Below are 22,911 nucleotides of genomic sequence, written 5' to 3'. Positions count from 1 at the left end.
CCTTAAACTTTCCCTTTCGCAAGCTACATACAAACGCTTTTAGCTTAAATACATCTACAAAAAGCAAATCAAATTGTTCAAATTGAAAGAATAAATAATACGATAAGAGTTAAAGATAGAAAAAGATTTTCAACAAAAAACGCAATGCGTATCAAAACGCATTACAATTTTAATCAATCTTAAGCACACTCAAAAAGGCTTCTTGCGGTAAATGCACCTTGCCTATGGCTTTCATACGCTTTTTGCCCTCTTTTTGTTTTTCTAAAAGCTTTCTTTTACGCGTTATATCTCCGCCATAACACTTTGCCGTTACATTTTTACCCATAGATTTGACATTTTCACGCGCTATGATTTTATTACCTATACTTGCTTGAATTGCCACTTCAAAAAGCTGCCTTGGCACTATCTCTTTCATCGCTTTAACAAGCTCTCTGCCCTTACTCAAAGCCTTAGAATTTGGCACAATAATGCTTAAGGCATCGACATTTTCTCCCGCAACTTTAATATCAAGTCGCACCAAATCCCCCTCTCTATACTCAATAGGCTCATAATCAAAACTCGCATAACCTTTAGTAAGACTTTTAAGCTTGTCATAAAAATCCATTACAATTTCATTTAAAGGCACATCATATTCTAGTAAAACTCTATCTTGCGTAATATAGTCCATTTTAATCTGCAAGCCTCTTTTATGATTTAAAAGCGTGATTAAATTTCCCAAAAACTCACTGGGCGTGATAATAGTCGCTCTCACATAAGGTTCTTTTATCATTTCAATTTTATTAACAGGAGGCAGTTCGCTAGGATTTTGAATTTTTAAAAGCACTCCGTCTGTTTGATAAATTTCATAAGTTACCGTAGGTGCTGTGGCGATAAGTTCTAAATTAAACTCACGCTCCAAACGCTCTTTAATCACCTCCATATGCAAAAGCCCCAAAAAACCCACACGAAAGCCAAAACCCAAAGCTAAAGAAGTTTCAGGCTCATAGCTTATGGAGCTGTCGTTGAGCTTTAATTTATCAAGAGCGTCTCTTAAATCCTCAAATTTATCCGTTTCAATGGGATAAAGCCCTGCAAAAACAAAAGCCTTAGCCTTTTCAAAACCACCTATGGCTTCTTTAGCTTTATTTTTGCTTAAGGTTATCGTGTCGCCGACTTGTAAATCGCCGATATTTTTAAGTCCAAGCACCACAACACCCACTTCGCCACTTTCTAATTTTTGCGTTTTTTTGGGATTTAAAGGGTGCGGATAAAATAAGTCTTGCACTAAATGCTTTTTCTCCGTGCTCATCACTAAAATTTCATCATTTTTGGCAATACCACCCTCATAAATTCGCACTAAAGCCAAAGCGCCCAAATAATTGTCAAACCAAGAATCATAAATTAAAGCCTTAGTCGCCGCCGTATCGTTTGTTTTGGGAGCTGGAATTTTTGTAATAATAGCTTCAAGTAGCTCCTTAATCCCCTCACCCGTTTTTGCACTCACACAAATGGCTTCTTTACAATCAATACCGATAATATGCTCGATTTCGTGCCTCACTTTTTCAATATCTGCTGATGGAAGGTCGATTTTATTAATCACGGGGATAATTTCTAAATTATTTTCTAAGGCTATATAGACATTAGCTATGGTCTGTGCTTCCACGCCTTGCGAAGCATCAACGACAAGCAAAGCCCCCTCACAACTCGCCAAAGAACGGCTCACCTCATAACTAAAATCCACATGTCCGGGAGTATCAATAAGATTAAGAATAAAAGGCGTATTATTTAGCGTGTATTCAAGTCTCACAGACTGGGCTTTTATAGTAATGCCCCTTTCTTTTTCTATATCCATAGTGTCCATCACTTGATGACTCATTTGCCTCGCACTAATCGCCCCACACTCGCTAATAATTCTATCTGCCAAAGTACTTTTACCATGATCAATATGTGCTATAATGGAGAAATTTCTAATATTTTTCATAAAAAATCCGTCAATAATAATATAAAAAATTATAACAAAATTATGTAAAGCCGAGAAAACTTTTAGGTGTTTATACAAAAAACTCCATATTGTCATTAAATCTAGTGCAACAATTTTTATTATTCTTATCTTAACTTCACACTTAAAATGCTTTGATAAGCAAAGGAAAATGTCTTTAAGTAGAATTTTAAGCAAAACAAAGGCGGTATTTTGTTTTGATGATTTTGGAGCTTTTCTACATTAGGGCTTTAAAGGCAACTTTGGTTTAGATAAGAGCTTTATTATATATATCGTGGCATTTTTTATGCTGACTTTTTGACACTTCGCACCAATTTTACTTCGCACATAAAAGAGAAAATGGACAATAAATAAAATTGACAAACTTAATAATTAAAATGGTTTAAAGAATGTGAAAATGAATTTTTGTAATATTTTGTGTTTGATAAATTTATTTTTTCGACGATTATTCACTTATGTCTTGTTTAAAATAAGTATTTTAAATAAATTGGCTTTTAAACCATTTAGCTTTTTTATATCATTTTTGAGTATTAAAGGCTAAAAAAATTTGATTTAGATTTCTTAATTTTCCTTATAAAAGAGAATTTTAACCAAACCCTCACAGCAATTAAACATTAAAAACTTAGTTTCAACTTTTTGACACTAAATTTTCAACAATCAAATTTCAAAAATCAAACAAAAATTTTTTAATACGACTTTATAAGGTTTTTTAAGAGAGTTTAAAAAAACTTAAAGCAATAAAAACTAAGTTCTTATTAAGGCTTTCATAAAGAATTCAACGGCAAGAAGACATTATAATAAAAAATAATAGGCTTAAAAAAAGAGCTTTTTAATAGCTCATTTATATTATGCAAAGTAGTCAAATATAAGATAATAATAATTCCAAATTCATCAATTTTCATCATTTTAAATCGATACTTAGAAAAATTAGCAAATGAGTTATGTGGCATTTAATGTCGTTTTATTTTGCAAATTATTTTACCTGTGCTAAAAAATTTAATTTTGTGTCATTTTAATTCATTAAAACTAATTAAGGAGCATTCAAACAAAAAGTGCTTAAAATATCGGCATTTGTTTATTGTATAACTTGGCTTGAAAGGAAGTTTGTAGAAACTAACAAGTCCGCAATGAGCTACTTTCCCCCTGCCAGTAAGGCGTAGTATCATCACCCACGATGTGCTTAGCTTCTTGGTTCGGGATGGAGCAAGGCGTTTCCACATCTGTATAATCACGGACATTGTTATTTAAATGTTTTATGGATATTTTATTTAAACTTTCAAAGATAAGCTTAATTTAGGATAAATTCCTAGCTATGAAATATATCAAATCATATCTTGCTAATAAAGCTTAATGAAATCTCATCTTTAGTTTAGAACTAAAAACACTTAAAAAACAATGTTAAGAGCAAGTTTTAATCAAACTTTTTACACTTATATTAAGGTTAAACCTTAACAAGGAAGTGATGCTTATTTGTTTTTTATTTTTTGTCTTAGGCTAGGCAGAGTGAGCGTAGCATATTGATAATATGTGAGCGAACTCTAACGACACATAAGCAAAAAAGAATAACAAATATTTTAAGATAAGCCAAACGCTCTATTAGTACTGGTCAGCTAAAGGACTTTCATCCATTACACACCCAGCCTATCAAACTAGTAGTCTTCTAGAGAGCTTAGAGAAGATTCATCTTAGAGTTGGCTTCACGCTTAGATGCTTTCAGCGTTTATCCTTTCCAAACTTAGCTACGCTGCGATGCTCTTGGCAGAACAACAGCTACACCAGTGGTTTGTTCAACCCGGTCCTCTCGTACTAGGGTCAAATCTCTTCAATCTTCTTACGCCCACGGCAGATAGGGACCGAACTGTCTCACGACGTTCTGAACCCAGCTCGCGTACCGCTTTAAATGGCGAACAGCCATACCCTTGGGACCTGCTCCAGCCCCAGGATGCGATGAGCCGACATCGAGGTGCCAAACCTCCCCGTCGATGTGAGCTCTTGGGGGAGATCAGCCTGTTATCCCCGGGGTACCTTTTATCCTTTGAGCGATGGCCCTTCCACACAGAACCACCGGATCACTAAGACCGACTTTCGTCTCTGCTTGACTTGTATGTCTTGCAGTTAAGCTGGCTTATACCTTTATACTCTACTAGCGATTTCCAACCGCTATGAGCCAACCTTTGTAAGCCTCCGTTATTATTTGGGAGGCGACCGCCCCAGTCAAACTACCCACCAGACATTGTCCCACTTGAGGATAACTCAAGCTGGTTAGCTACCCAAATAAGAAAGAGTGGTATCTCAACAATGGCTCATATACAACTGGCGTCATATACTCAAAGCCTCCCACCTATCCTGCACATTCTTATCCAAATAGCAGTGTCAAGCTGTAGTAAAGGTCCACGGGGTCTTTCCGTCTTGCCGCGGGTAGGAGGAATTTTCACCTCCACTACAATTTCACTGGATCCCTCTTTGAGACAGCTCCCATCTCGTTACGCCATTCATGCAGGTCGGTATTTAACCGACAAGGAATTTCGCTACCTTAGGACCGTTATAGTTACGGCCGCCGTTTACTCGGGCTTCGATCAAGAGCTTCGCTAATGCTAACCCCATCAATTAACCTTCGAGCACCGGGCAGGCGTCACACCCTATACATCCTCTTACGAGTTAGCAGAGTGCTGTGTTTTTGGTAAACAGTCGGGAGGGACTCTTTGTTGTAACCTTCTTTGCTTTCGGAGTAAATCCTAATACAAAGGGAGGCACACCTTATACCGAAGATACGGTGCTATTTTGCAGAGTTCCTTAAAGAGAGTTCTTCCACGCGCCTTAGAATACTCATCCCACCCACCTGTGTCGGTTTACGGTACGGGCAACATTAGCTAAACTTAGAAACTTTTCTTGGCTCGACGGCATCAGGGGTTCTTCTCGCTGTCCGAAGACTTTGAAAAGCCTTTCAGTTCTCGGTGTATTCTTACACGGATTTGCCTGTGTAAGCACCTACGACCTTAGACTAGCACTTCCATCCGCTAGCCCCCTTAGCCCTAAGCGTCCTTCCATCGCACACTAATGTTGGTATAGGAATATTAACCTATTTGCCATCGCTTACCCCTTTCGGACTCAGCTTAGGACCCGACTAACCCTACGATGACGAGCATCGCGTAGGAAACCTTGGGTTTACGGCGTTAATGATTCTCACATTAATTATCGCTACTCATGCCTGCATGCTCACTTCTATTCGCTCCAGCACTCCTTGTCGGTATACCTTCGACGCAAATAGAACGCTCTCCTACCACTTGCACACAACTTAAATGACTTAACTTTTAATCTAAGAATATTTTGACTAAATTCACTAAGTTTATTTCTATTCTTACTCTATATAAATCAGTAAAAATATAACTTAGTTTCTATATTCTAAACTTAAATAATCTAAGTTGTGTGCAAGTCTAAAGCTTCGGTACTTACTTTAGCCCCGTTATATTTTCCGCGCAAAATCACTAGACCAGTGAGCTATTACGCTTTCTTTAAAGGATGGCTGCTTCTAAGCCAACCTCCTGGTTGTTTAAGTAACTTCACATCGTTTTCCACTTAAGTAAGATTTGGGGACCTTAGCTGTTAGTCTGGGTTGTTTCCCTCTTGACGACGGATTTTATCACTCGCCGCCTGACTGCTGTGATTACATATAAGGTATTCGGAGTTTGATAGGGTTTGGTACATTGGTGTATGCCCTAGCCCATTCAGTGCTCTACCCCCTTATATTACGACACAACGCTATACCTAAATATATTTCGGAGAGAACCAGCTATCACGAAGTTTGATTGGCCTTTCACCCCTATCCACAAGTCATCCCATAGCTTTTCAACGCTAGCGGGTTCGGTCCTCCACTAGTTCTTACACTAGCTTCAACCTGCTCATGGATAGATCACTTCGTTTCGGGTCTGCAGCATCTGACTTAGCGCCCTATTCAGACTCGCTTTCGCTACGGCTTCGCGTTAGCTTAACCTTGCCAGACACCACAACTCGCAGGCTCATTATGCAAAAGGCAGTCCATCACCCTGGATTGCTCCATAGGGCTCTGAATGATTGTAAGCAAATGGTTTCAGGTTCTATTTCACTCGGCTCACCGCCGTTCTTTTCACCTTTCCCTCACGGTACTTGTTCGCTATCGATCTGGTAGGAGTATTTAGGGTTGGATAGTGGTCTACCCAGCTTCAGACAGGATTTCTCGTGTCCCGCCCTACTCAGGATACTGCTAGCTAAGGTTAGGTTTTTGCATACGGGACTATCACCCTCTATGGCTACACTTTCCAGAGTGTTCTGCTAACCTTTCCTCTTGCACATTGCAGTCCTACAACCCCCAGTGCAAGCACTGGGTTTGCCCTCTTACGCTTTCGCTCGCCGCTACTGACGCAATCTCTTTTGATTTCTTTTCCTGAGGGTACTAAGATGTTTCAATTCCCCTCGTTCGCTCCATTATGGTAATGTATATCTCTATACATTGGGTTGCCCCATTCGGAAATCTAGGCATCAAAGCTTCTTGACAGCTCCACCTAGCTTATCGCAGTCTAGTACGTCCTTCATCGCCTCTACCAGTCAAGGCATCCACCATTCGCTCTTAGTAGCTTACCTTTTTTCAACCTTCTTTAGCGTCAAGGCAAAGCCTTGACTAAGAAGCAAACTAAAGGCCTACCCCGCCAAGCCTAATGTAAAATTAAGCTAAGTAGATAAGGCTAACTTCCTTCTTATTAAACTAAATCAGGTTTTAAACATAATCAACTGATTGTGTTAATTCTAAAACGCATCACTTCCTTGTTAAAGTTTAATGATAAAAGAGCTATATAAATTTTTGATGATTTATATAAAGACGGAAAGTGTTTAATCTTTAGTTTCATATTGAAAAATAAAGTCAATGATGTGAAGCTAAAGTCGTGTATTAAACTTTGAATTTCTTCTATCCTTTAACAAGTTCAGTAAAATTGTTTTTATTAAAACTTGCTTGTGACTCTTAACAATGATAAGTTAAAGAACACCTTTCTAAAAGGAGTTAAAATATTTATTTAGACTTTTTTTTAGAAAGTGAAAGTTGAAATTATACATAAAGAAACTTAAGGGAAGATGAAATGTGGGGAAGAAGTTAATAAATATCAATCTTCCTATCATTTAATTCCCTATATGCCGCACAAGCCTCTTTGTGTTTTTTATCGCAAGCTATGCCAAAATAGCGTTTTGCTTTTTTTATATCCCTTTTTTCAAGCTGATTATAACGCCCCAAAATATAGCAACTTTCCCCTAAGCCAAAAGTGCAAGATTGAGAATAAAAATGCAAAGCAGTATCTAAATTTTGCCTAATTTTCTCACCCTTTTCATAAAGCAAACCAAGTTTATAGCAGGCATTAGCGTCCTTTAAGGTGCAAGATTTTTTATAAAAATAAAGACTCAATTCGTCATCTTTTTCTTCCTCATAAAATAAAGCTATATTGTTACAACTTCTGGAATCGCCCAATTTGCAAGCTCTGTTATAAGCTAAAACTGCCTCATTTTTATAGCCATTTTCTTCCAAACTTAAAGCTAAATTTGAACAGCCTCTAGAATAGCCGAATTTACAAGCCTTATCATAAAATTGATGAGCCTTTCTCAAATCTTTTGAAACACCTTGCGCTTTCTCATTCATATAACCCAAAGAAAAACAAGCTCTTGGATTATCTTTTTCACATAAACTTTCAAAAAGTTCGTAAGCTTTGATAAATTTATTTGCTTCATAAAGCTTTAAGGCTTTTTCTATATCCTGTGCCAAAAGCTCATTAAGTCCCAAAAATAGTAATAAAACTAATCTTTTCATAAAGCTTTAATCCTTTCCTCTAAAGCTAAAATATAATTTAAACGCTCATTATTTTCCTCTTTTTTGGTTGAAATCAACGCCCTTTTTTGTGCAATTAAGTCTAAATTCTGCTCAAAAAATGTGTTAATAACTTTCAAAATAACGGGCTTTGCAACCAATAAATTTTCAAATTCATAAACATTTAGTTCGGTCAAAACCCTTTCGTAAATCTCATTTTTTTTAGGATAATATAAAGAAAATTGTGAGCTGTCAAGCTCGTAAAATATGCGACTTTCGTTAATTTTACGACTAAAAAAACTTAAACTTAATTTGCAAGCATTTTCATAGTTTGCAAAAGCTTTAAGATTTAATTTTTCAAAAAAAAGTTCTAAATCCAAATTATTTTTAAACAAGATATTTTCAAAATCGCGCAAAAAATACTCTTCACTCGCACTCGCAAAAGTTCTAAGGTCGGCAAAATTTTTCTCACTTTGCAAAAAATCATCTTTTTGAATGTTAGAAATTCTTGCCTTAAAAAGTAGAATTTCTTTTTTTAAAGTCTCAAAACTCTCTTTCAAATTTGATTTTAAATTTTCAAAAGAAAACTCAAATTCTTTTTTAATATGCCTAAATTCCTTATTCATCACATCAGAATGATAAAACATCGCCAAAAAGGCATCGTCGCTTGAAATATAAGGGGTTTTGTAGCTGTATTTGCAATATAAGTTTTTCTTAAAAAAACCTTGCGCCTCCTTATAAAAAAAACCTTCTTTTTCTCTAACAAAATTAAAAATTTCTACACTCAAACGCTCGGCTATACTTTTAAGCTGTTCTAAAATTTGATGATTTAAAAGCTCAATTTTCTCTTTTAAATCAACAAAATAATGTCTCAAATATACTTCATAATCTTCAAATTTAGCTTCAAGCTCGTTGAAAATAGTATCAAAAAGAATACTTTCTTCTCTAGTAATTTGACAAAATTCAAGTAATTTCCTCTTACTAAATTCACGTTTTAATTCTTTTGTATCAATATTTTCCAAGTATTTTAATAAAGTGCTAAAATTAGACTTTTCATAATTTTGCTCTTCTTTAGCCTCCTTACAAGAAATGGCGATAATTTGTTTAAAATATTTTCCAAAAACACCTCTTGCATATTCAAGAACTCTTTCAAGTTCCACCTGACTTAATTTATCCTTTTGATTTAAGACGCACAAGCTATTTTTACCAAGAATTCTTAAATTGGCTTTGATGGCGTCTTCTTCGCTTTTCTTGCCCGCGTTATCAATCAAACTTAACCAAATCACGCAGTGGATATCCTCAAGCTCTTTAAAAGTTGTTAGCGTATCGCTTTCATTTGCATTAAGTCCGGGAGTATCCACAAGACTTAAATTCCTTAAAAGTGGTACAGGAGCATAAATGTGTATGCTTTTAGCCTCCTTTAAACTTTTTCTTTGATCTGTATAAAATCCAAGCTCACTAAGCTCTGTGATAATATCGCTTCCATCTTCAAATTCTACACGTAAAATATAATCTTTTCCATAATGCAAAAAAGTAGGTTTAAAAGTAACAGGCACAACACCTGTTGGCAAACATTCACGCCCCAAAATCAAATTTAAAAGGCTTGACTTTCCACTAGAAAATTGACCTATAATGGCTATTTGTATATTTTTCTCCAAAGAAAAAATAAGGCTTTTTAAACGCTCTTTTAAGCCTAAACTAAGATGCATAAAAGGCTCATCAAATTCACTACAAAGTCTTCTTATCTTACCCTCAAAACTTTCATCAAATTCTTTTTTGTAGGCATTTTCATAAGCATTAATAAATTGTTTTAAAAGCTCAATTTGCATTTAAAAGATCCTTTTGAAGTTCTTTTAGTTCGGCAATTTTTTCTAAATTTGTTTCATAATTTTGCGTAAAATCAAATTGTTCTTTTTCTAAATTTTGAAGTAAATTTGTGAGATTGTTTAACTTTTCTCTCACATTTTTTTCAAAATGTATCAACTTTTCATTTAAAAAATTCAAAAAATTTCCATTTATATTCAAGTCTTCCAAAATCTTATCAAGCTCAAACCTCCTAAAGGCTTTAATTATAAGCTCATCTAATTGTTTTTCCATGGTGAAAATATCACTTTTTTCTTGCATTATTTGACCAAGTTCTATTTTTAAAAATACAAATTGATCTGTCGCAAAAATATCCTCTATCGTCTTTGAAATACCCTCTTTAAAGTCTTCAAAGCCATTATCAAATTCTGCTTGCAAGAAGTTATATTTTAAGCTTAAATTTTTCTTAATATCATCAATTTTCTTCAAATTTTCAAATTTCACTTCTCTCAAAATATCATTAATCCCATCTCTTGTTGTGATATCAATTATATTTAAAATGCGATTTAAATCAAGTTTTTTGGCATTACTATTAAGATATTTTAACTCATCAATTAAGCGTTCTTTAAGTTTTTTGGCTAAGAGTAGGACAAGTTGATTTATATCATTTTGAGAATTTCTAAGCTTTGAAATAGAATTTTCAATATCATCTTTAGCATTTAAAAGCTCTTTTTCTTGTTTTTTAAATTCCGTTAAAAATTGCATATTTTCATCTTGAGTGGCGTGTGAGCTTTCTTTAAAAAATTTATTTTGCATTTCATATTCGCTTAAAATTTGCATAAGTTCCAAGTTAAGCTCTTTTTTATAGGCATTTAAAGTCGTTTTACTTTTTTCTCCAGAATAAAGTGCATTCAACAAATATCTTTCAAATTCCTCCATTCCACTTTGTTTAAATTCCTCTTTGCTTACTAAATTTTTATAAAAATCATTTGCTTTTTTTGCACTCACACAAAGAAAATCGATTTTTTCAATCAACATTTCTTCGCCCTTAAGTCTTTCTTTTAACGAATTTTTCGTATAAGTAATGACTTCTTTTAAATCTTCTTCGTTCAATAAATCCGCTTTAGTCAAAACGACTAAAAACTTACCAAGACGCGAATTAAGAAGACAAGAAACTAAAAATTCCATATCTTTTTGAGTTAAACTTTGAGAAGCGTTCATTAAATGAATCAAAAAATCGCTTTGCTTTAAATAAGCCTTCGTTAATAATTCTCTTTGAACAACGACATCATCAAGCCCCGGAGTATCCACTATAGAAATATTATTTTGCAAAAATTCTAAATCTGCCTCAAGTTCAATTTTTTTAATAAAAGCTGAAATTTGATTTTTAGCACTACTAAATTCCTTAAGTTTCTCTTGGGAAATCTCTTTTACTATGCTTTCTTTTTGGATAAAATCAGCAATATTATATTTACTAGAAAGCTCACGCACAAAACCTTCAAGTTCCGTACTAAATTTAGAGTTTGAAAGGATATTTTCCCACTCTTTTTCATTCCAAAAATATAATTTTGCTTTTTTAGATTTTCCATACTTTAAAACGCTTAAATTTGCGGTTTCTGGGATATTTGAAACACCCAAATATTCCTCTTTTAACAAAGCATTTAAAAGGCTTGATTTGCCAGCATTCATCACACCTGTAACAGCAACACTAAATTCTAAATTTTTAAATTTTTCTAAAGCTTTTTGTAAATTTTCTTTACTAACTTGACTAAGGGCTAAAGATTGGAGCTTGAGATTAATGGTGTCTAACTCATTGAAAGAAGTTTCAAAAAGAATCTTTTTATCCTTTTCTTCTAATTTGACATTTTCTATAAATTTAATTATCAAATCATTATTTGCTATCCTTTCCAAAATTCTTAAAGCACTTAATAAATCCCGTTGATTTAAAAAACCTTTTTGCAAAAGATTTAAGGTGCAAATTTGAGCATACTGAATACTAAAAATATCCACTCTTAAAGCAATTTTTTTCATAATATTTGCAAATTCTTTTAAGAGAAAATACCTTTCATAATTTGTCTCATCAACACTTAAAATGATGGCGAATTCACTAAGATCAAGTTGGATTGAATTGTCAAAAATCGAGTTAAAATCTAAAAATTGTAATTTATTTTGCCAAAGTTGTTGAAGAAGATTTTGCATTAAAATCCCCCTTTAAAAAGGGGGAAATATTTATTTACATTTTTGTGCAACAAGCTGTCTTCTCATATAAGCTATTTTACTCTGCAAAGGCAATTCCTTAGGGCAATTATCCTCGCAAGCAAGCAAAGACATACACCCAAAAACCCCATCATCATCGCCTACAAGTTCGTAAAAATCCTCCACAGTTCTATGATCGTGCGGATCTTGCAAATATCTTGCAGTGCGAAGAAGTCCTGTCGCTGCAATGAAATTTGGACGCATTAATTTAGTCGCACACGAAGCTACACAAATCCCACACTCGATACAACGATCTAGCTCAAAAGTCTCATCAGCTACTTCAGGCTCAATGCGTTCTTCAATTTTGGAAATATCGGTTTCTTTTTCATTATGCACCCAACTTTCCACTCTTTTACACATATCCTCAAACCACTCGCCCGTATTGACACTTAAATCCTTAATATGCTTAAATGCCGGCATAGGCATAAGCTCAATTACGCCATCTGGATAGTCCTTAGTTAAAGTTTTGCAAGCGAGTTTTGGAACACCATTTATCATCATCGCGCAACTTCCACAAATCCCTGCACGACAAACAAAGTCAAAACTCAAATCTGCATCCATTTTTTCACGTATTTGTGTCAAACACACAAAAACTGTCATAAAAGGAGTTTCCTCAAGCTCATAAGTTACAAAATGCGGCTTTGAAATTTTGCTTAAAGGGTTATACTTAAACGCCTTTATTGTTAATTTCCTACTCATAATCCACTCCTATTCTTTGATTTGGTGCTTTATATTTGGCTTGAAGTTCATAGGGCATTAAAGCATTTTGAATTTCATAACGACCCTTACCCTCGCTTTCCATTTTTTCGCGAATCGCATCAACCTCAGCCTGACGCTTTTCACTCAATGGATTTTCAATGATATTACCCTTAGCACCGTATCCTCTAAAGGCTGGTGGCATTTCCATTTTCATAATATCAAGCTCATCATACTCTACTTTTGGCAAAGTTTCGCCCTCAACCCAATAAGTTAGCGTCCTTTTCATCCAATTTAAATCATCTCTCTTTGGATAATCTTCTCTATAATGTGCCCCACGACTTTCTGTTCTTAAAAGCGCACCATAAGCAACACATAAAGCAACTTTTAACATTCTAGGCACTCTATAAGCCTCCTCAAGCTCTGGATTTGCGGCGTCTAATTCCTTACAATGCACCTTAACATTTAAAGATTTTTTATAAAGCTCTTCAAGCTCATTAACAGCCTCTTTTAAACCTTCGCCTGTTCTAAAAATCGCAACCTTATCCCACATTACTTCTTTCATTCTGTTTTTGATTTCAAAAACATCGTTTTGCCCTTCTTTATCAACAAGGGATTTGAGGTATTGATACTCTTTGCTTAAAAAGTCTTTTACAACATTAGTATCTACAACTTCGCCGTTGTTTTTACAATAATCCGCAAAATAATCACCTACTATCATACCCGCAACAACGGTTTCTGCACAAGAATTTCCACCCAAGCGATTAAAGCCGTGCATATCCCAACACGCCGCTTCACCACAAGCAAAAAGCCCATCAAGCCACTGACTTTCACCCGTTGGTTTGGTGCGAATTCCACCCATTGAATAGTGTTGCATAGGAAGAACTGGCGCCCAACCTTTAGGACCCTCATCAGCAGGATCAATGCCGTTGAAAGTTTTGCAAATATCTTGCACATCACGTAAATTCTTTTCAACATGCGCTCTACCCAAAATAGAAATATCGAGCCACAAATGATCTCCATAAGGACTTTTCACACCCTTACCCTTACGGATATGCTCCATCATTCTACGACTTACAACATCACGGCTGGCAAGCTCTTTTTTCTCCGGCTCATAATCAGGCATAAAGCGATAGCCATCAACATCACGCAAAATACCACCATCGCCACGGCACCCTTCAGTAAGTAAAATTCCGCTTGGCACGATAGGGGTTGGGTGAAATTGCACAGCTTCCATATTAGAAAGTCTGCAAAGTCCTGTCTCAAGAGCTATAGCAGCACCCGTTCCCTCACAAATGACCGCATTAGTTGTTTGCTTATAAATTCTACCATAGCCTCCAGTAGCTATCATCGTGCCTCTTGCAATGTAAGCAATGAGTTGTCCATTTGTCAAATCTCTAGCAATTACACCCAAACATTTTTTACCATCGTGAATAATACGCACAGCCTCCATTCTATCAATAACCTTAACCTGATGTTTAATCGCCTCATTTGCTACACCATAAAGCATACAATGCCCTGTTGCATCGGCGATATAACAGGTTCGCCATTTTTTCGTTCCTCCAAAATCCCTTGCGTTGATAAGTCCGTGGGCTTCTTCTTTTTCTTCAATCACAGTTTTTTGTGCGTTGATGACAACCGTTCTAGGACCTTTAGTTACTCTAGTCCAAGGCACACCCCAAGCCGCAAGTTCTCTAACAGCCTTTGGTGCAGTTTGAGCAAACATTCTTGCAACCTCTTGATCGCATCCCCAATCAGAACCTTTCACAGTATCTGCAAAGTGTAAATCCTCATTATCTCCCTCACCTTTAGCACCATTTCCAAGACTTGCTTGCATACCACCTTGCACAGCTGCCGAGTGGGAACGCTTCACGGGACAAATACTTAAAAGCGTAACGCTTTGCCCACTTTTCGCCACTTCAATGGCTGCTCTAAGTCCTGCTAAACCGCCGCCTATTACTAAAGCATCACTATATTGTATATTCATAATTTGCTCCATTATAAGTTTTAACCAACGCACTTTGTGCTTGATTTTGATAATTTTCAAAGCCTATTTTTGCAAATGCGGCAAGGGATAGCACGCCTAAAACTAAGAAAAATACGCTAATAACCCATTTTGCCATTTTAAGCTTTTTGCGACTTTCTTTAGCGTTTTTGCCCTCAAACCAGCCCCATTTGACACAAAGTCTGTAAAGTCCTATACTTCCATGAAGTTCAACGCAAATAAGCAAAACAATATAAAAAAGCCACATAAAGTGGTTGATTACTCTTTCTCCAGACATATCACCGCTGATTTTATCAGCATTTGTAATAATGAAGATAAGATGAGCTGAACCTAAGAAAAACATTACAAAACCTGTGAAAGCTTGCACCCACCAAAGCGTAGTGTCTTCGTGCTTCATCTTTTTTGTGTGCGTTCTTAAAAGTTGATATTGACGAAAATTAATAGGAAATTTTCTCATCGCTAAACCAGCATGCACAATGAAAACAATCAAAACACAGGCTGCAAGGAATGAAGTAATGTAACTCATAATAGGGTTATCATAAACAAATTTCAACTCTAAAAAATGGACAACAGAGTTAAAAAAATCTTCACTCACCAAAATAGTGGATACAAAAAGCATATGTAGCCACATAAAAAGTCCCAAAAAAAGCCCTGAAGCACTTTGGATAAAGTCAAGTCTCGCAGGCATTTTGCTTTTTTTGCCCTCAATGCTCTTACCCAAATAACCTTCGATAAGATCACTCATCTTTTCTCCTTAGAATGAATTTAAAAACTATTAATTATAATTTTATTAGCCTTTAAGATACATTAAATTTTTTTTAAAAAAAAGATAAAAAAATAAAGCTACTATGAACATTATTAAACTTAAAATTTGTCCCATACTTAGCCCAAAAGCCACAAATCCAAGCTCAAAATCAGGTTCTCTATAAAACTCACACACAAAACGCGCTAAAGAGTAAGCTCCAGCATAAACGATAATAAGCTCTCCCTCAAATTTTTGTCTCAATTTAAACAAATAAACGATAATAAAAACAACAACACCTTCCAAAAATGCTTCGTAAAGTTGAGAGGGGTGCCGTAATAAACCATCAACATAAATTCCCCAAGGCACATCACTCACACGCCCAAAAAGCTCTTGATTGAGGAAATTTCCCACTCTTCCAAAAACATAAGCCAAAGGAACACTCAAAGCTACAACATCAAGATAAAGCCAAAGTCTTTGCTTATATTTTTTACAAAAAAGAAAGGTTGCCAATAAAAAACCAATAATAGCACCGTGATAACTCATACCACGAATACCTACAAATTCGCCATTTATATCAAAAGGGTTAAAAATTTGCCAAGGATGCGTAAAATAGTAAAGTGTATGAGAATCATAAATTAAAATATAACCAAGTCTAGCACCTAAAATCACGCCAAGTTCAACCCAGATAAAATAATTATCTAAATGCTTACTATCTATATCTAAATTAAATTTTTTAACAAAAAATTTCGCCAAATATAAGGCTAAAAGTAAGGCTATCACATACATAATGCCATACCAATGCACCTTAAAACCAAAAAACTCAAAAGCTACAACATCAAAATTTGCATAAATATTTTGCCAAAATTCCATTTTAAGTCCAAATTTTTTAAGAGAAATATAGCAAAAAAACTTTAACTTGCTATAATTACGTTTAAAAAATAAAAGGTTAAATAATGAAAAAAGCTTTTTTACTTAGCACAGCTCTACTCTTTATAGCTTGCTCAAATACAAGCTCAAATTTCGTTCATCTTTCTATGCCAAATTTTAAACCTCAAGCTCCCACTCAAATTCAAGCTATAAATTCTGGCATTAAAATTGCCTTAGAGCCTTTAATTTTAGAACAAAATAATAATTATTCGGATAATTTTGAAAATTCTGTGCTTAAAATTCGCATCGATAAGGAAAATGAGCTTTTAAAACAAAATTTAGAGGAACAAATCAAAACTATTGCAAAGCTTAAGGGCTATGAAATAGATAATGCAAATCCCGATTATAAACTTAAAGGCGTAATTAAAATTTTCATTGATGAAAAAGAAATTCAAAAAACAAGCGAATGGCTTAGTGGAGATTCAATAGACTCAAAACTTGGTTTAAAATTTGAGGGGAAAATCGAATTTATCGATGCCCATAATCCACAAAATAAAACTAAAATTTCAAGCAATACCAAACTCGATTCTTTAATCGATTTAACCTATCCTATTAAAAGTAGTGATGGAGTGAGTATGTTTAAAACTACACTTAGCAATGTTCCAACCCAACTTAACAAAGGTTTAGAACGTCCAGCTTTTGAAATAGACAAAGCTTATTTGGCTTTTTACAAAAATACTCTAAATTCTCTTCATATAAATCTTCCAAAAGCTCTAGATTTAGGCAAAAGTGAGCCACAAAATGCCAAAGAATATAATGAATTTACAAATGAGAGCTTTAGTGAAGAAAATCCTACCGAACAAAGGTATAAAAAAGAAAGTCAAACGCAAGAAACTTCAACAGACAATGAGGAAGATGGGGTTATTATCTTTGAATAACCCTTTTTATCTAAGATAATAAGCAATTTGCTCTCTCTTTAAAATGCGTATAAGATTGCTCGTTCCCTCAACACCCGTTGGAAAACCAGCACTTAAAATATAGCATCTATCTTTACTCATAAAACCTTTCTCTACACTTGATTTCACAGCATCTTTAAGCAATTGTGTTAATTCATCACTTTTATTAACTAAAATGGCAGGATTAACTCCCCAAACTATACTAAGAAAATTGAGTGTTTTTTCACTATGTGCTATGGCAATAATTTCTATATTGGGACGATAGCGTGCGATTTTAATGGCAGATTTACCACTGCTTGTAAGAGCAAAAATAGCGTCTGCATTTAAATCTGTTGCCAAATGAGTGCTTGACTGCATAATTTTATCCGTATCATCTAAGTAATCAAAACGATTAAATTTATTATAAGGATAGCTTTTTTCCACTTCCACTATGGTCTTGCACATTACATCAACGGCATTAGCAGGGTCAATCCCTACGGCACTTTCCTCACTCAGCATTACCGCATCTGTTCCGTCTAAAACCGCATTTGCTACGTCAGAAATTTCGGCTCTTGTTGCTGTTTTTGTCTTTGCAAGAGAAAAAAGCATTTGCGTCGCCGTAATGACAGGTTTTGAGGCATTATTTGCCTTTTGGATAATGGCTTTTTGTATATTTGGCACTTTATAATAGGGCACTTCAATACCTAAATCCCCACGAGCTACCATTATGCCATCGCTTGAAGCAATAATTTCATCAATGTTTTCCACAGCATCAAATTTCTCAATCTTAGCAAAAATAGCAATCTTCGCCCCATTTTGCACTAAAATTTCTCTCACTTCATCAATGTCGTGAGCGTTTTGCACAAAAGAGATTGCAAGAAAATCTACACCATTTTCAATACCCCAAAGCAAATCTCGCCTATCTTTTTGTGTAATGACATCAATATTAATACGCGTGTTGGGAAAATTAATCCCCTTATTAGAATTTAAAAATCCATCGTTTTCAATTACGCTTTGAATAAAATTTTTATTAATATCCACAATTTTCGCACGAATACTGCCATCGTAAAGATAAACATATTCTCCCACTTTTAGCATATTTAAAATATCGCTTTGATTAATGCTTAATTTATAATGTGTTAAATCAACTCTTTCTCCAAGAATTTTACTACGATAAAAATCTAATCTATCGCCCTTTTTAAGCTCAAAAGGCTCTTTAAGCTCACCCGTGCGAATTTTAGGACCACTAATATCTTGAAGTATCCCTATTCTCGTATTCAGCTCACTTGCTACCTTGCGAATTTTTTCTAAATTCTGCTTATGATACTCGTGAGTTCCGTGAGAAAAATTAAGTCTAAACACATTAACACCATTAATAATCATTTGGCGTAAAATCTCTTCGCTTTCACTAGCAGGACCAACCGTGGCAACTATTTTAGTTTTCTTAAGCATTTTTACCTCATAATAATTCTGTGCTAAATTTATCTTCATCAAATTTAGCACCCAAATAATCACAAATTGTTTTTGTATCTCTTTCGGCATTGCCAAGACAACTTGTCGCACCAGGACTTGGTGTCATATTGAAGATAATTCCTTCCACCTCGTTAATACTAGCTTCACCTAGCATAAGTTCTCTTTTTGTTTTATCAATCACTTGCGGACGCACCCCACCAAATCCTTTAGCATAATAAAGCTGGTCGGATTTTAAGCTTGGGACAATTTTTCTTGCATTTTTAACAAACAAGCTTTTATTGATAAAAGGAAGTTCATATAAATAATTATAAAGGATATAATTTCGAATCGTAGCATCTTTAAACATACCCAAACTCACACTCAGCACAACTCTATCAAGTTTTAAAGCTTCAAAAAATTCTGGCACAGACTTCAAACCCTTATAACGCTCAAGCTTAGGGATTACTAAAGCTGTTGGACCAAAACGCGTATTCATATCTGCCATTAAATCAGGATCTCCGTGCAATGCCGCAAAAGGAAGTTTAGGATTTTGCACCATATAAACCTTGCCATTTAAAAGTTTTTGCTTAGTAAGATAAAAACTGCCAGCCACAGGCCAACAAGATTTATCAAGCCCTAAGCCCATTTTATGTGCGAGATACAAAGAGTGTGCGCCAGCATTTACGACAACAGCCTTAGCTTTATATTCTTTAAAATTTGCCGTCCTTATCGTAAAAATTCCCTCATTTTTAGAGATATGCACTACCTCCTCATTAAAAGCCACTAAAGTGTTTTTGCCCTGTTTTTGCCCCTCTTCAACCAAACTTTCACTCATTTTAGCAAAATCAACGGTCGTGAAAACTTCCCCAGCCTCAACGCCCATAGCGACAATATTTTCTTTTCTATCATTCACACCATCCTCACCCAAAGCGACCTTAGGCTCAATTTGCTTGATCTTATCCCTATCATAAAAATGAATGTAAGGATAAAGCTCTTTAAATTCCTCGTATCGTTCTTTCATATAGGCACACTCCGCATCATCTACGGCTAAAGCCATTTTTTGATGCGAAAACATAAATTTATTTTGTGCATTTTGCAAAAGTCCATATTTTACTATCATATCGGCTGTGCGTTTGACTTTTTGTGCCTTTTCTAAAGTATAATTTGTCTCTATATCACCACAATGTATGGTTTGCGAGTTACTTGTGCTTTTGCTATTTATAGTTGCTGGGGCGTGATACTTTTCTATTAAAGCGATATTTTTAATATCCGTATATCTAGCAAGCTCATAAAACAAAGCTGCACCAGAAATTCCAGCTCCTATAACCAACACATCAAATTCTTGCTGGCTCATCGATTTTCCTTAAAATAGTTTATTTCTTTACAAAGTAAAAGTGTAATTCATTTTATTTTATAAAAAAATAAAAGTTATAAAAGCTTAAAATTTATGAGTAAAATAGTAACACTTTAAAGTTTTAAAATGCGAGGATTTTCACCGATAAGCTTTTTCATTCCTCTAAAAATTAATAATTTATCATAAATAGCATTATCAAAAAAATTTGCCAAAAACTGACCATCTCCTCCTGTAAAATATAGTTTCTCGTTTTTTGCCACATCTTTGATGAGCAAATAAATTCCTTTAAAAACAGCATAGCTGAGAGCATCATTTGTTTTTTGCGGAAAAGCATCAAAGCTAATTTGTGTATTAAATTCGCCCTTTAAACGCGGAGATATATGAGCGTAAATTTTTTTATAATTAGCAATCCCGGGCAAAATAAATCCTCCTAAATGAATAAAATTTGACACCAAATCCACAGTAATTGCACTTCCAGCATCCACAACCACTCCATCGCTTATAGTATAGCAAGCCGCAATTCTATCCACGCCAAGTCCTTGATAAATCGTATCAAAAGCGAAATAAGGCTCAAGATTAATAAAATGACTTTGTGTAGATAAATAAGTCTTAAGTCTTTCATTAACATTAATATAATAGATTTTTTGCTCACTTTTAAATTCTAAAAATTGCTCTATGTTTAGAGTAAAATATTTATTATCATCCAAAAAATTCGCACTAGAATTACCTATATCACATAGAAGCATTGATACTAAAACCCTTCATTTGCAAATAAGCCTTAGCCTTAGAACAAAGTGCCGAATGCGAAACAAAAGAAAAATTAACATTTTTAATATTATATTTTTCTAAAATATCAAGACATAAGTGTTCTAAAAATACCGCATCTTTTAACACAAATCTCGATTTACCTACATAAGAAAAAATTAAATTTTCCCCACTTAAAACACAAGAAAAGTTTCGCTTCTTAGTAAATTCACTCAAATCCACATCAATCCTATAAAATTTTATCTAAATCCAAAATACGATTGTCATAATAAAATTTATTTCCATTCATAAAAGATTTTTTATCAACAGCACCCTCGAGTTTAAAAATTTCTATATTTTCAAGTTGAGTGTCACACTTAATCAAAAAGCCCATTTTTTCAAAAATATATAAATGATTCCCATAAATACTTGCTTTATTAAAAATAGCAAATTCAAATTTCTTTTCATCAAGCTTTTTTAATTCAAAATCCGTCTTTATCACACTTCCATCTTTTCCTAAGATAAAAATAGCATTTTCATCAACAAGCACTTCTTTGATATCTGTATCCAAATAAAAGGTCTTTGCAGGAGTAACAACTATAATCTTTTTTCCACTTGCAGCTATCATTTTATCATCCAAAACACTTAAATGAATAATGTTATTAAAAAAGTCTTGCGATGAAACAATCACATCTTTTACAATTTGAGAATTGAATCTAGAAAAAACGATAAGTTTTCCGTCTAAGGTAGGATAAATAATTAATTCTCCTAAAAATACAGGAGCGGCAAAGCGATAATCTTGTGCCACGGCTTGCGTGAAAGTTTTAGAAAATTTCACACCTAAACTACGATTTGCTAAGACAATGGTATTATTCGCTAAAATTAAAGCAATATCATCTCCACTCAAAGCCACACTTAAAACACTCGCATCAAATTGATATGCGTAAAGTTCTTCTTTATCTGCATTTAGAATTTTCAAATTTCCTTCATTATCCGCTACAACAAATTCGTCATTTTGATAGTGCAAAAGTGTATAATTTTTCTCTAACTTAAAATCTAAAACGCCATCATTTTCAAAGATCACTTTGCCATTATTTAATTTAGCTGAAGCAATATTATAGTCAATGATTTTAGCCCCTAGACTTCCACTAGAATTTAAAATTCCATCCTCATAGCTAGGTGTAAAATACTGCCTTTTTGTGCCACAAGCACAAAGCAAAAAAAGACAAAAAAGAGTTATTGCGATATGTTTCATTGTGATATGCCTTGATAATGTTTGAAATTTTTAGCAATTTGTTCCAAAGGCGTATTTGACTTAATTTGAGCAAGAAGAACATTTGCCTCTTCTATTTTCTTTTGTTCTAAAAGCATATAAGCCTCCAAAATTTTAGCATAATCTTTTAAAAATATGGATTTATCATTGTTGGCTAAAGCTATAATATTACGAAATAAGGGTTCAACTTTTTCATTTTCACTTAACGCGTTGAGCTCTTGTAAAATTTGCGTATCCATTGGATTTTTAGCCAATTTTTGCATTAAAAAAATAGCATATAAATTAAGATTTTTATCTTTTAATCTATCCAAAAGAGCTTTATCATCATTTTTTATAAGTAAATTAGCGTAAATTTCATTACTTTCCTTCACATTGCTCTCTTTTATGGTATCCATAATAAAACTTACTATTAACCATAAAACAAAAATGATTACAAAACTTACAAAATAAAGCTTATATTTGCGTATAAATCTCTCGCCCTTGATGAAATTTTCCAAAAATTGTTCTTCTGTATTGATTTCCGTTTTTATTGCTTTCAAATTCTCTTTTAATGCCAAAATAGTTCCTTTTTGAATTTTTGCAAAATTGTAACATAATAAAACAAAATATTCTAAACAATTAAGCCTTTTATGTTATAATTCGCTTGAAATTTTGAAAATTTTAGGATTGCAAATGCAAATTGATGAAAAACTTTTAAATAAACTTGAAAAGCTTAGTGCTCTAAAAATTAATGAAGAAAAAAGACAAAGTGTTATTAATGAATTAAGCGAAATTGTCAATTTTGTTGATAAGCTCAACACGCTAGACTTAAGTCAAAACGAAGTTGCAATAAGCACATTAAAAGGCGGCACACCTCTAAGAACTGATGATGAAAAAACATCTGAAGTGGTAGAAAATGTATTAAAAAATTCGCCCTGCCACGAGGGAAAGTTCTTTTCTGTGCCAAAAATCATAGAGTGATTTACTCATCATTTTTAGA

The 22,911-nt window shown here is 34.2% G+C and carries 16 protein-coding genes and 2 rRNA genes; 2 read left to right on the top strand and 16 right to left on the bottom strand.

From position 1 onward, the window contains the following. Window positions 1–169: 169 nt before the first annotated feature. The 10 genes from lepA to lgt form a co-directional block, all read right to left on the bottom strand. Window positions 170–1,960 (bottom strand): translation elongation factor 4, encoded by a 1,791-nt coding sequence (lepA, locus tag CVULP_RS03085; RefSeq protein WP_099462212.1) that lies wholly within the window; start codon window positions 1,958–1,960, stop codon window positions 170–172. 1,137 nt (window positions 1,961–3,097) lie between these two features. Then, window positions 3,098–3,214 (bottom strand): 5S ribosomal RNA (gene rrf / locus CVULP_RS03080). 339 nt (window positions 3,215–3,553) lie between these two features. Beyond that, window positions 3,554–6,595: ribosomal RNA gene (locus CVULP_RS03075) — 23S ribosomal RNA — on the bottom strand. Window positions 6,596–7,100: 505 nt separating this feature from the next. Then, entirely contained in the window at window positions 7,101–7,805 is a 705-nt protein-coding gene (locus CVULP_RS03070; protein ID WP_099507349.1) for a tetratricopeptide repeat protein, read from the bottom strand. Further along, window positions 7,802–9,631 carry a dynamin family protein gene (locus tag CVULP_RS03065; RefSeq protein ID WP_099507350.1) on the bottom strand — a complete coding sequence of 610 codons (1,830 nt, stop codon included), beginning with the start codon at window positions 9,629–9,631 and terminating at the stop codon, window positions 7,802–7,804. Before CVULP_RS03065 ends, CVULP_RS03070 begins: the two co-directional genes overlap by 4 nt. Next, window positions 9,621–11,804: a dynamin family protein gene (locus CVULP_RS03060; protein ID WP_099507351.1), complete on the bottom strand. Its 2,184-nt coding sequence runs from the start codon at window positions 11,802–11,804 to the stop codon at window positions 9,621–9,623. Before CVULP_RS03060 ends, CVULP_RS03065 begins: the two co-directional genes overlap by 11 nt. A gap of 30 nt (window positions 11,805–11,834) precedes the next feature. Further along, on the bottom strand, window positions 11,835–12,560 hold the full coding sequence (locus CVULP_RS03055) for a fumarate reductase iron-sulfur subunit (protein ID WP_099507352.1): 726 nt from the start codon (window positions 12,558–12,560) through the stop codon (window positions 11,835–11,837). Continuing rightward, entirely contained in the window at window positions 12,553–14,544 is a 1,992-nt protein-coding gene (locus CVULP_RS03050) for a fumarate reductase flavoprotein subunit (protein WP_099462057.1), read from the bottom strand. Before CVULP_RS03050 ends, CVULP_RS03055 begins: the two co-directional genes overlap by 8 nt. Beyond that, on the bottom strand, window positions 14,528–15,307 hold the full coding sequence (locus CVULP_RS03045; protein ID WP_099462059.1) for a fumarate reductase cytochrome b subunit: 780 nt from the start codon (window positions 15,305–15,307) through the stop codon (window positions 14,528–14,530). Before CVULP_RS03045 ends, CVULP_RS03050 begins: the two co-directional genes overlap by 17 nt. A 45-nt stretch (window positions 15,308–15,352) precedes the next feature. Further along, window positions 15,353–16,177 carry a prolipoprotein diacylglyceryl transferase gene (gene lgt, locus CVULP_RS03040; RefSeq protein ID WP_099507353.1) on the bottom strand — a complete coding sequence of 275 codons (825 nt, stop codon included), beginning with the start codon at window positions 16,175–16,177 and terminating at the stop codon, window positions 15,353–15,355. Window positions 16,178–16,260: 83 nt separating this feature from the next. Between lgt and CVULP_RS03035 the strand changes: the two genes are divergently transcribed. After that, a complete protein-coding gene (locus CVULP_RS03035) occupies window positions 16,261–17,112 on the top strand; it encodes a hypothetical protein (protein WP_099507354.1) in 852 nt (283 codons plus the stop codon). Between the two features lie 6 nt (window positions 17,113–17,118). Here CVULP_RS03035 and pyk read toward each other — a convergent pair whose 3' ends face one another. The 6 genes from pyk to CVULP_RS03005 form a co-directional block, all read right to left on the bottom strand. Further along, a complete protein-coding gene (gene pyk, locus CVULP_RS03030) occupies window positions 17,119–18,561 on the bottom strand; it encodes a pyruvate kinase (protein ID WP_099462108.1) in 1,443 nt (480 codons plus the stop codon). Window positions 18,562–18,568: 7 nt separating this feature from the next. Further along, window positions 18,569–19,915 (bottom strand): FAD-dependent oxidoreductase, encoded by a 1,347-nt coding sequence (locus tag CVULP_RS03025; protein ID WP_099507355.1) that lies wholly within the window; start codon window positions 19,913–19,915, stop codon window positions 18,569–18,571. Window positions 19,916–20,028: 113 nt separating this feature from the next. Further along, entirely contained in the window at window positions 20,029–20,661 is a 633-nt protein-coding gene (locus tag CVULP_RS03020) for a type III pantothenate kinase (protein ID WP_099462067.1), read from the bottom strand. Next, window positions 20,648–20,902, bottom strand: a complete 255-nt coding sequence (locus CVULP_RS03015) for a hypothetical protein (protein WP_099462069.1) — start codon at window positions 20,900–20,902, stop codon at window positions 20,648–20,650. Before CVULP_RS03015 ends, CVULP_RS03020 begins: the two co-directional genes overlap by 14 nt. 7 nt (window positions 20,903–20,909) lie before the next feature. Next, complete coding sequence (locus tag CVULP_RS03010) at window positions 20,910–21,914, bottom strand: hypothetical protein (RefSeq protein ID WP_099507356.1); 1,005 nt, start codon at window positions 21,912–21,914, stop codon at window positions 20,910–20,912. Beyond that, window positions 21,911–22,489, bottom strand: coding sequence for a hypothetical protein (locus CVULP_RS03005; RefSeq protein ID WP_099507357.1), 579 nt, complete (start codon window positions 22,487–22,489; stop codon window positions 21,911–21,913). The genes CVULP_RS03010 and CVULP_RS03005 overlap by 4 nt, the downstream gene beginning before the upstream one ends. Before the next feature lie 115 nt (window positions 22,490–22,604). Between CVULP_RS03005 and gatC the strand changes: the two genes are divergently transcribed. Then, entirely contained in the window at window positions 22,605–22,892 is a 288-nt protein-coding gene (gene gatC / locus CVULP_RS03000) for an Asp-tRNA(Asn)/Glu-tRNA(Gln) amidotransferase subunit GatC (RefSeq protein ID WP_099507358.1), read from the top strand. Window positions 22,893–22,911: the final 19 nt, after the last annotated feature.

The organism is Campylobacter vulpis (genome assembly GCF_014217995.1).
In the GTDB taxonomy this organism is placed as follows: domain Bacteria; phylum Campylobacterota; class Campylobacteria; order Campylobacterales; family Campylobacteraceae; genus Campylobacter_D; species Campylobacter_D vulpis.
Note: the sequence above shows the minus strand (reverse complement) of the source record. Positions and strands in the feature narration are given on the sequence as shown.

Bases quoted from the DNA above. Each gene is read 5' to 3' on its own strand.
- CVULP_RS03025 (WP_099507355.1), bottom strand. From the start codon at position 19,915: ATGAGCCAGCAAGAATTTGATGTGTTGGTTATAGGAGCTGGAATTTCT.
- lepA (WP_099462212.1), bottom strand. From the start codon at position 1,960: ATGAAAAATATTAGAAATTTCTCCATTATAGCACATATTGATCATGGT.
- CVULP_RS03045 (WP_099462059.1), bottom strand. From the start codon at position 15,307: ATGAGTGATCTTATCGAAGGTTATTTGGGTAAGAGCATTGAGGGCAAA.
- CVULP_RS03035 (WP_099507354.1), top strand. From the start codon at position 16,261: ATGAAAAAAGCTTTTTTACTTAGCACAGCTCTACTCTTTATAGCTTGC.
- CVULP_RS03065 (WP_099507350.1), bottom strand. From the start codon at position 9,631: ATGCAAATTGAGCTTTTAAAACAATTTATTAATGCTTATGAAAATGCC.
- CVULP_RS03010 (WP_099507356.1), bottom strand. From the start codon at position 21,914: ATGAAACATATCGCAATAACTCTTTTTTGTCTTTTTTTGCTTTGTGCT.
- CVULP_RS03055 (WP_099507352.1), bottom strand. From the start codon at position 12,560: ATGAGTAGGAAATTAACAATAAAGGCGTTTAAGTATAACCCTTTAAGC.
- pyk (WP_099462108.1), bottom strand. From the start codon at position 18,561: ATGCTTAAGAAAACTAAAATAGTTGCCACGGTTGGTCCTGCTAGTGAA.
- CVULP_RS03070 (WP_099507349.1), bottom strand. From the start codon at position 7,805: ATGAAAAGATTAGTTTTATTACTATTTTTGGGACTTAATGAGCTTTTG.
- CVULP_RS03060 (WP_099507351.1), bottom strand. From the start codon at position 11,804: ATGCAAAATCTTCTTCAACAACTTTGGCAAAATAAATTACAATTTTTA.
- lgt (WP_099507353.1), bottom strand. From the start codon at position 16,177: ATGGAATTTTGGCAAAATATTTATGCAAATTTTGATGTTGTAGCTTTT.
- gatC (WP_099507358.1), top strand. From the start codon at position 22,605: ATGCAAATTGATGAAAAACTTTTAAATAAACTTGAAAAGCTTAGTGCT.
- CVULP_RS03020 (WP_099462067.1), bottom strand. From the start codon at position 20,661: ATGCTTCTATGTGATATAGGTAATTCTAGTGCGAATTTTTTGGATGAT.
- CVULP_RS03050 (WP_099462057.1), bottom strand. From the start codon at position 14,544: ATGAATATACAATATAGTGATGCTTTAGTAATAGGCGGCGGTTTAGCA.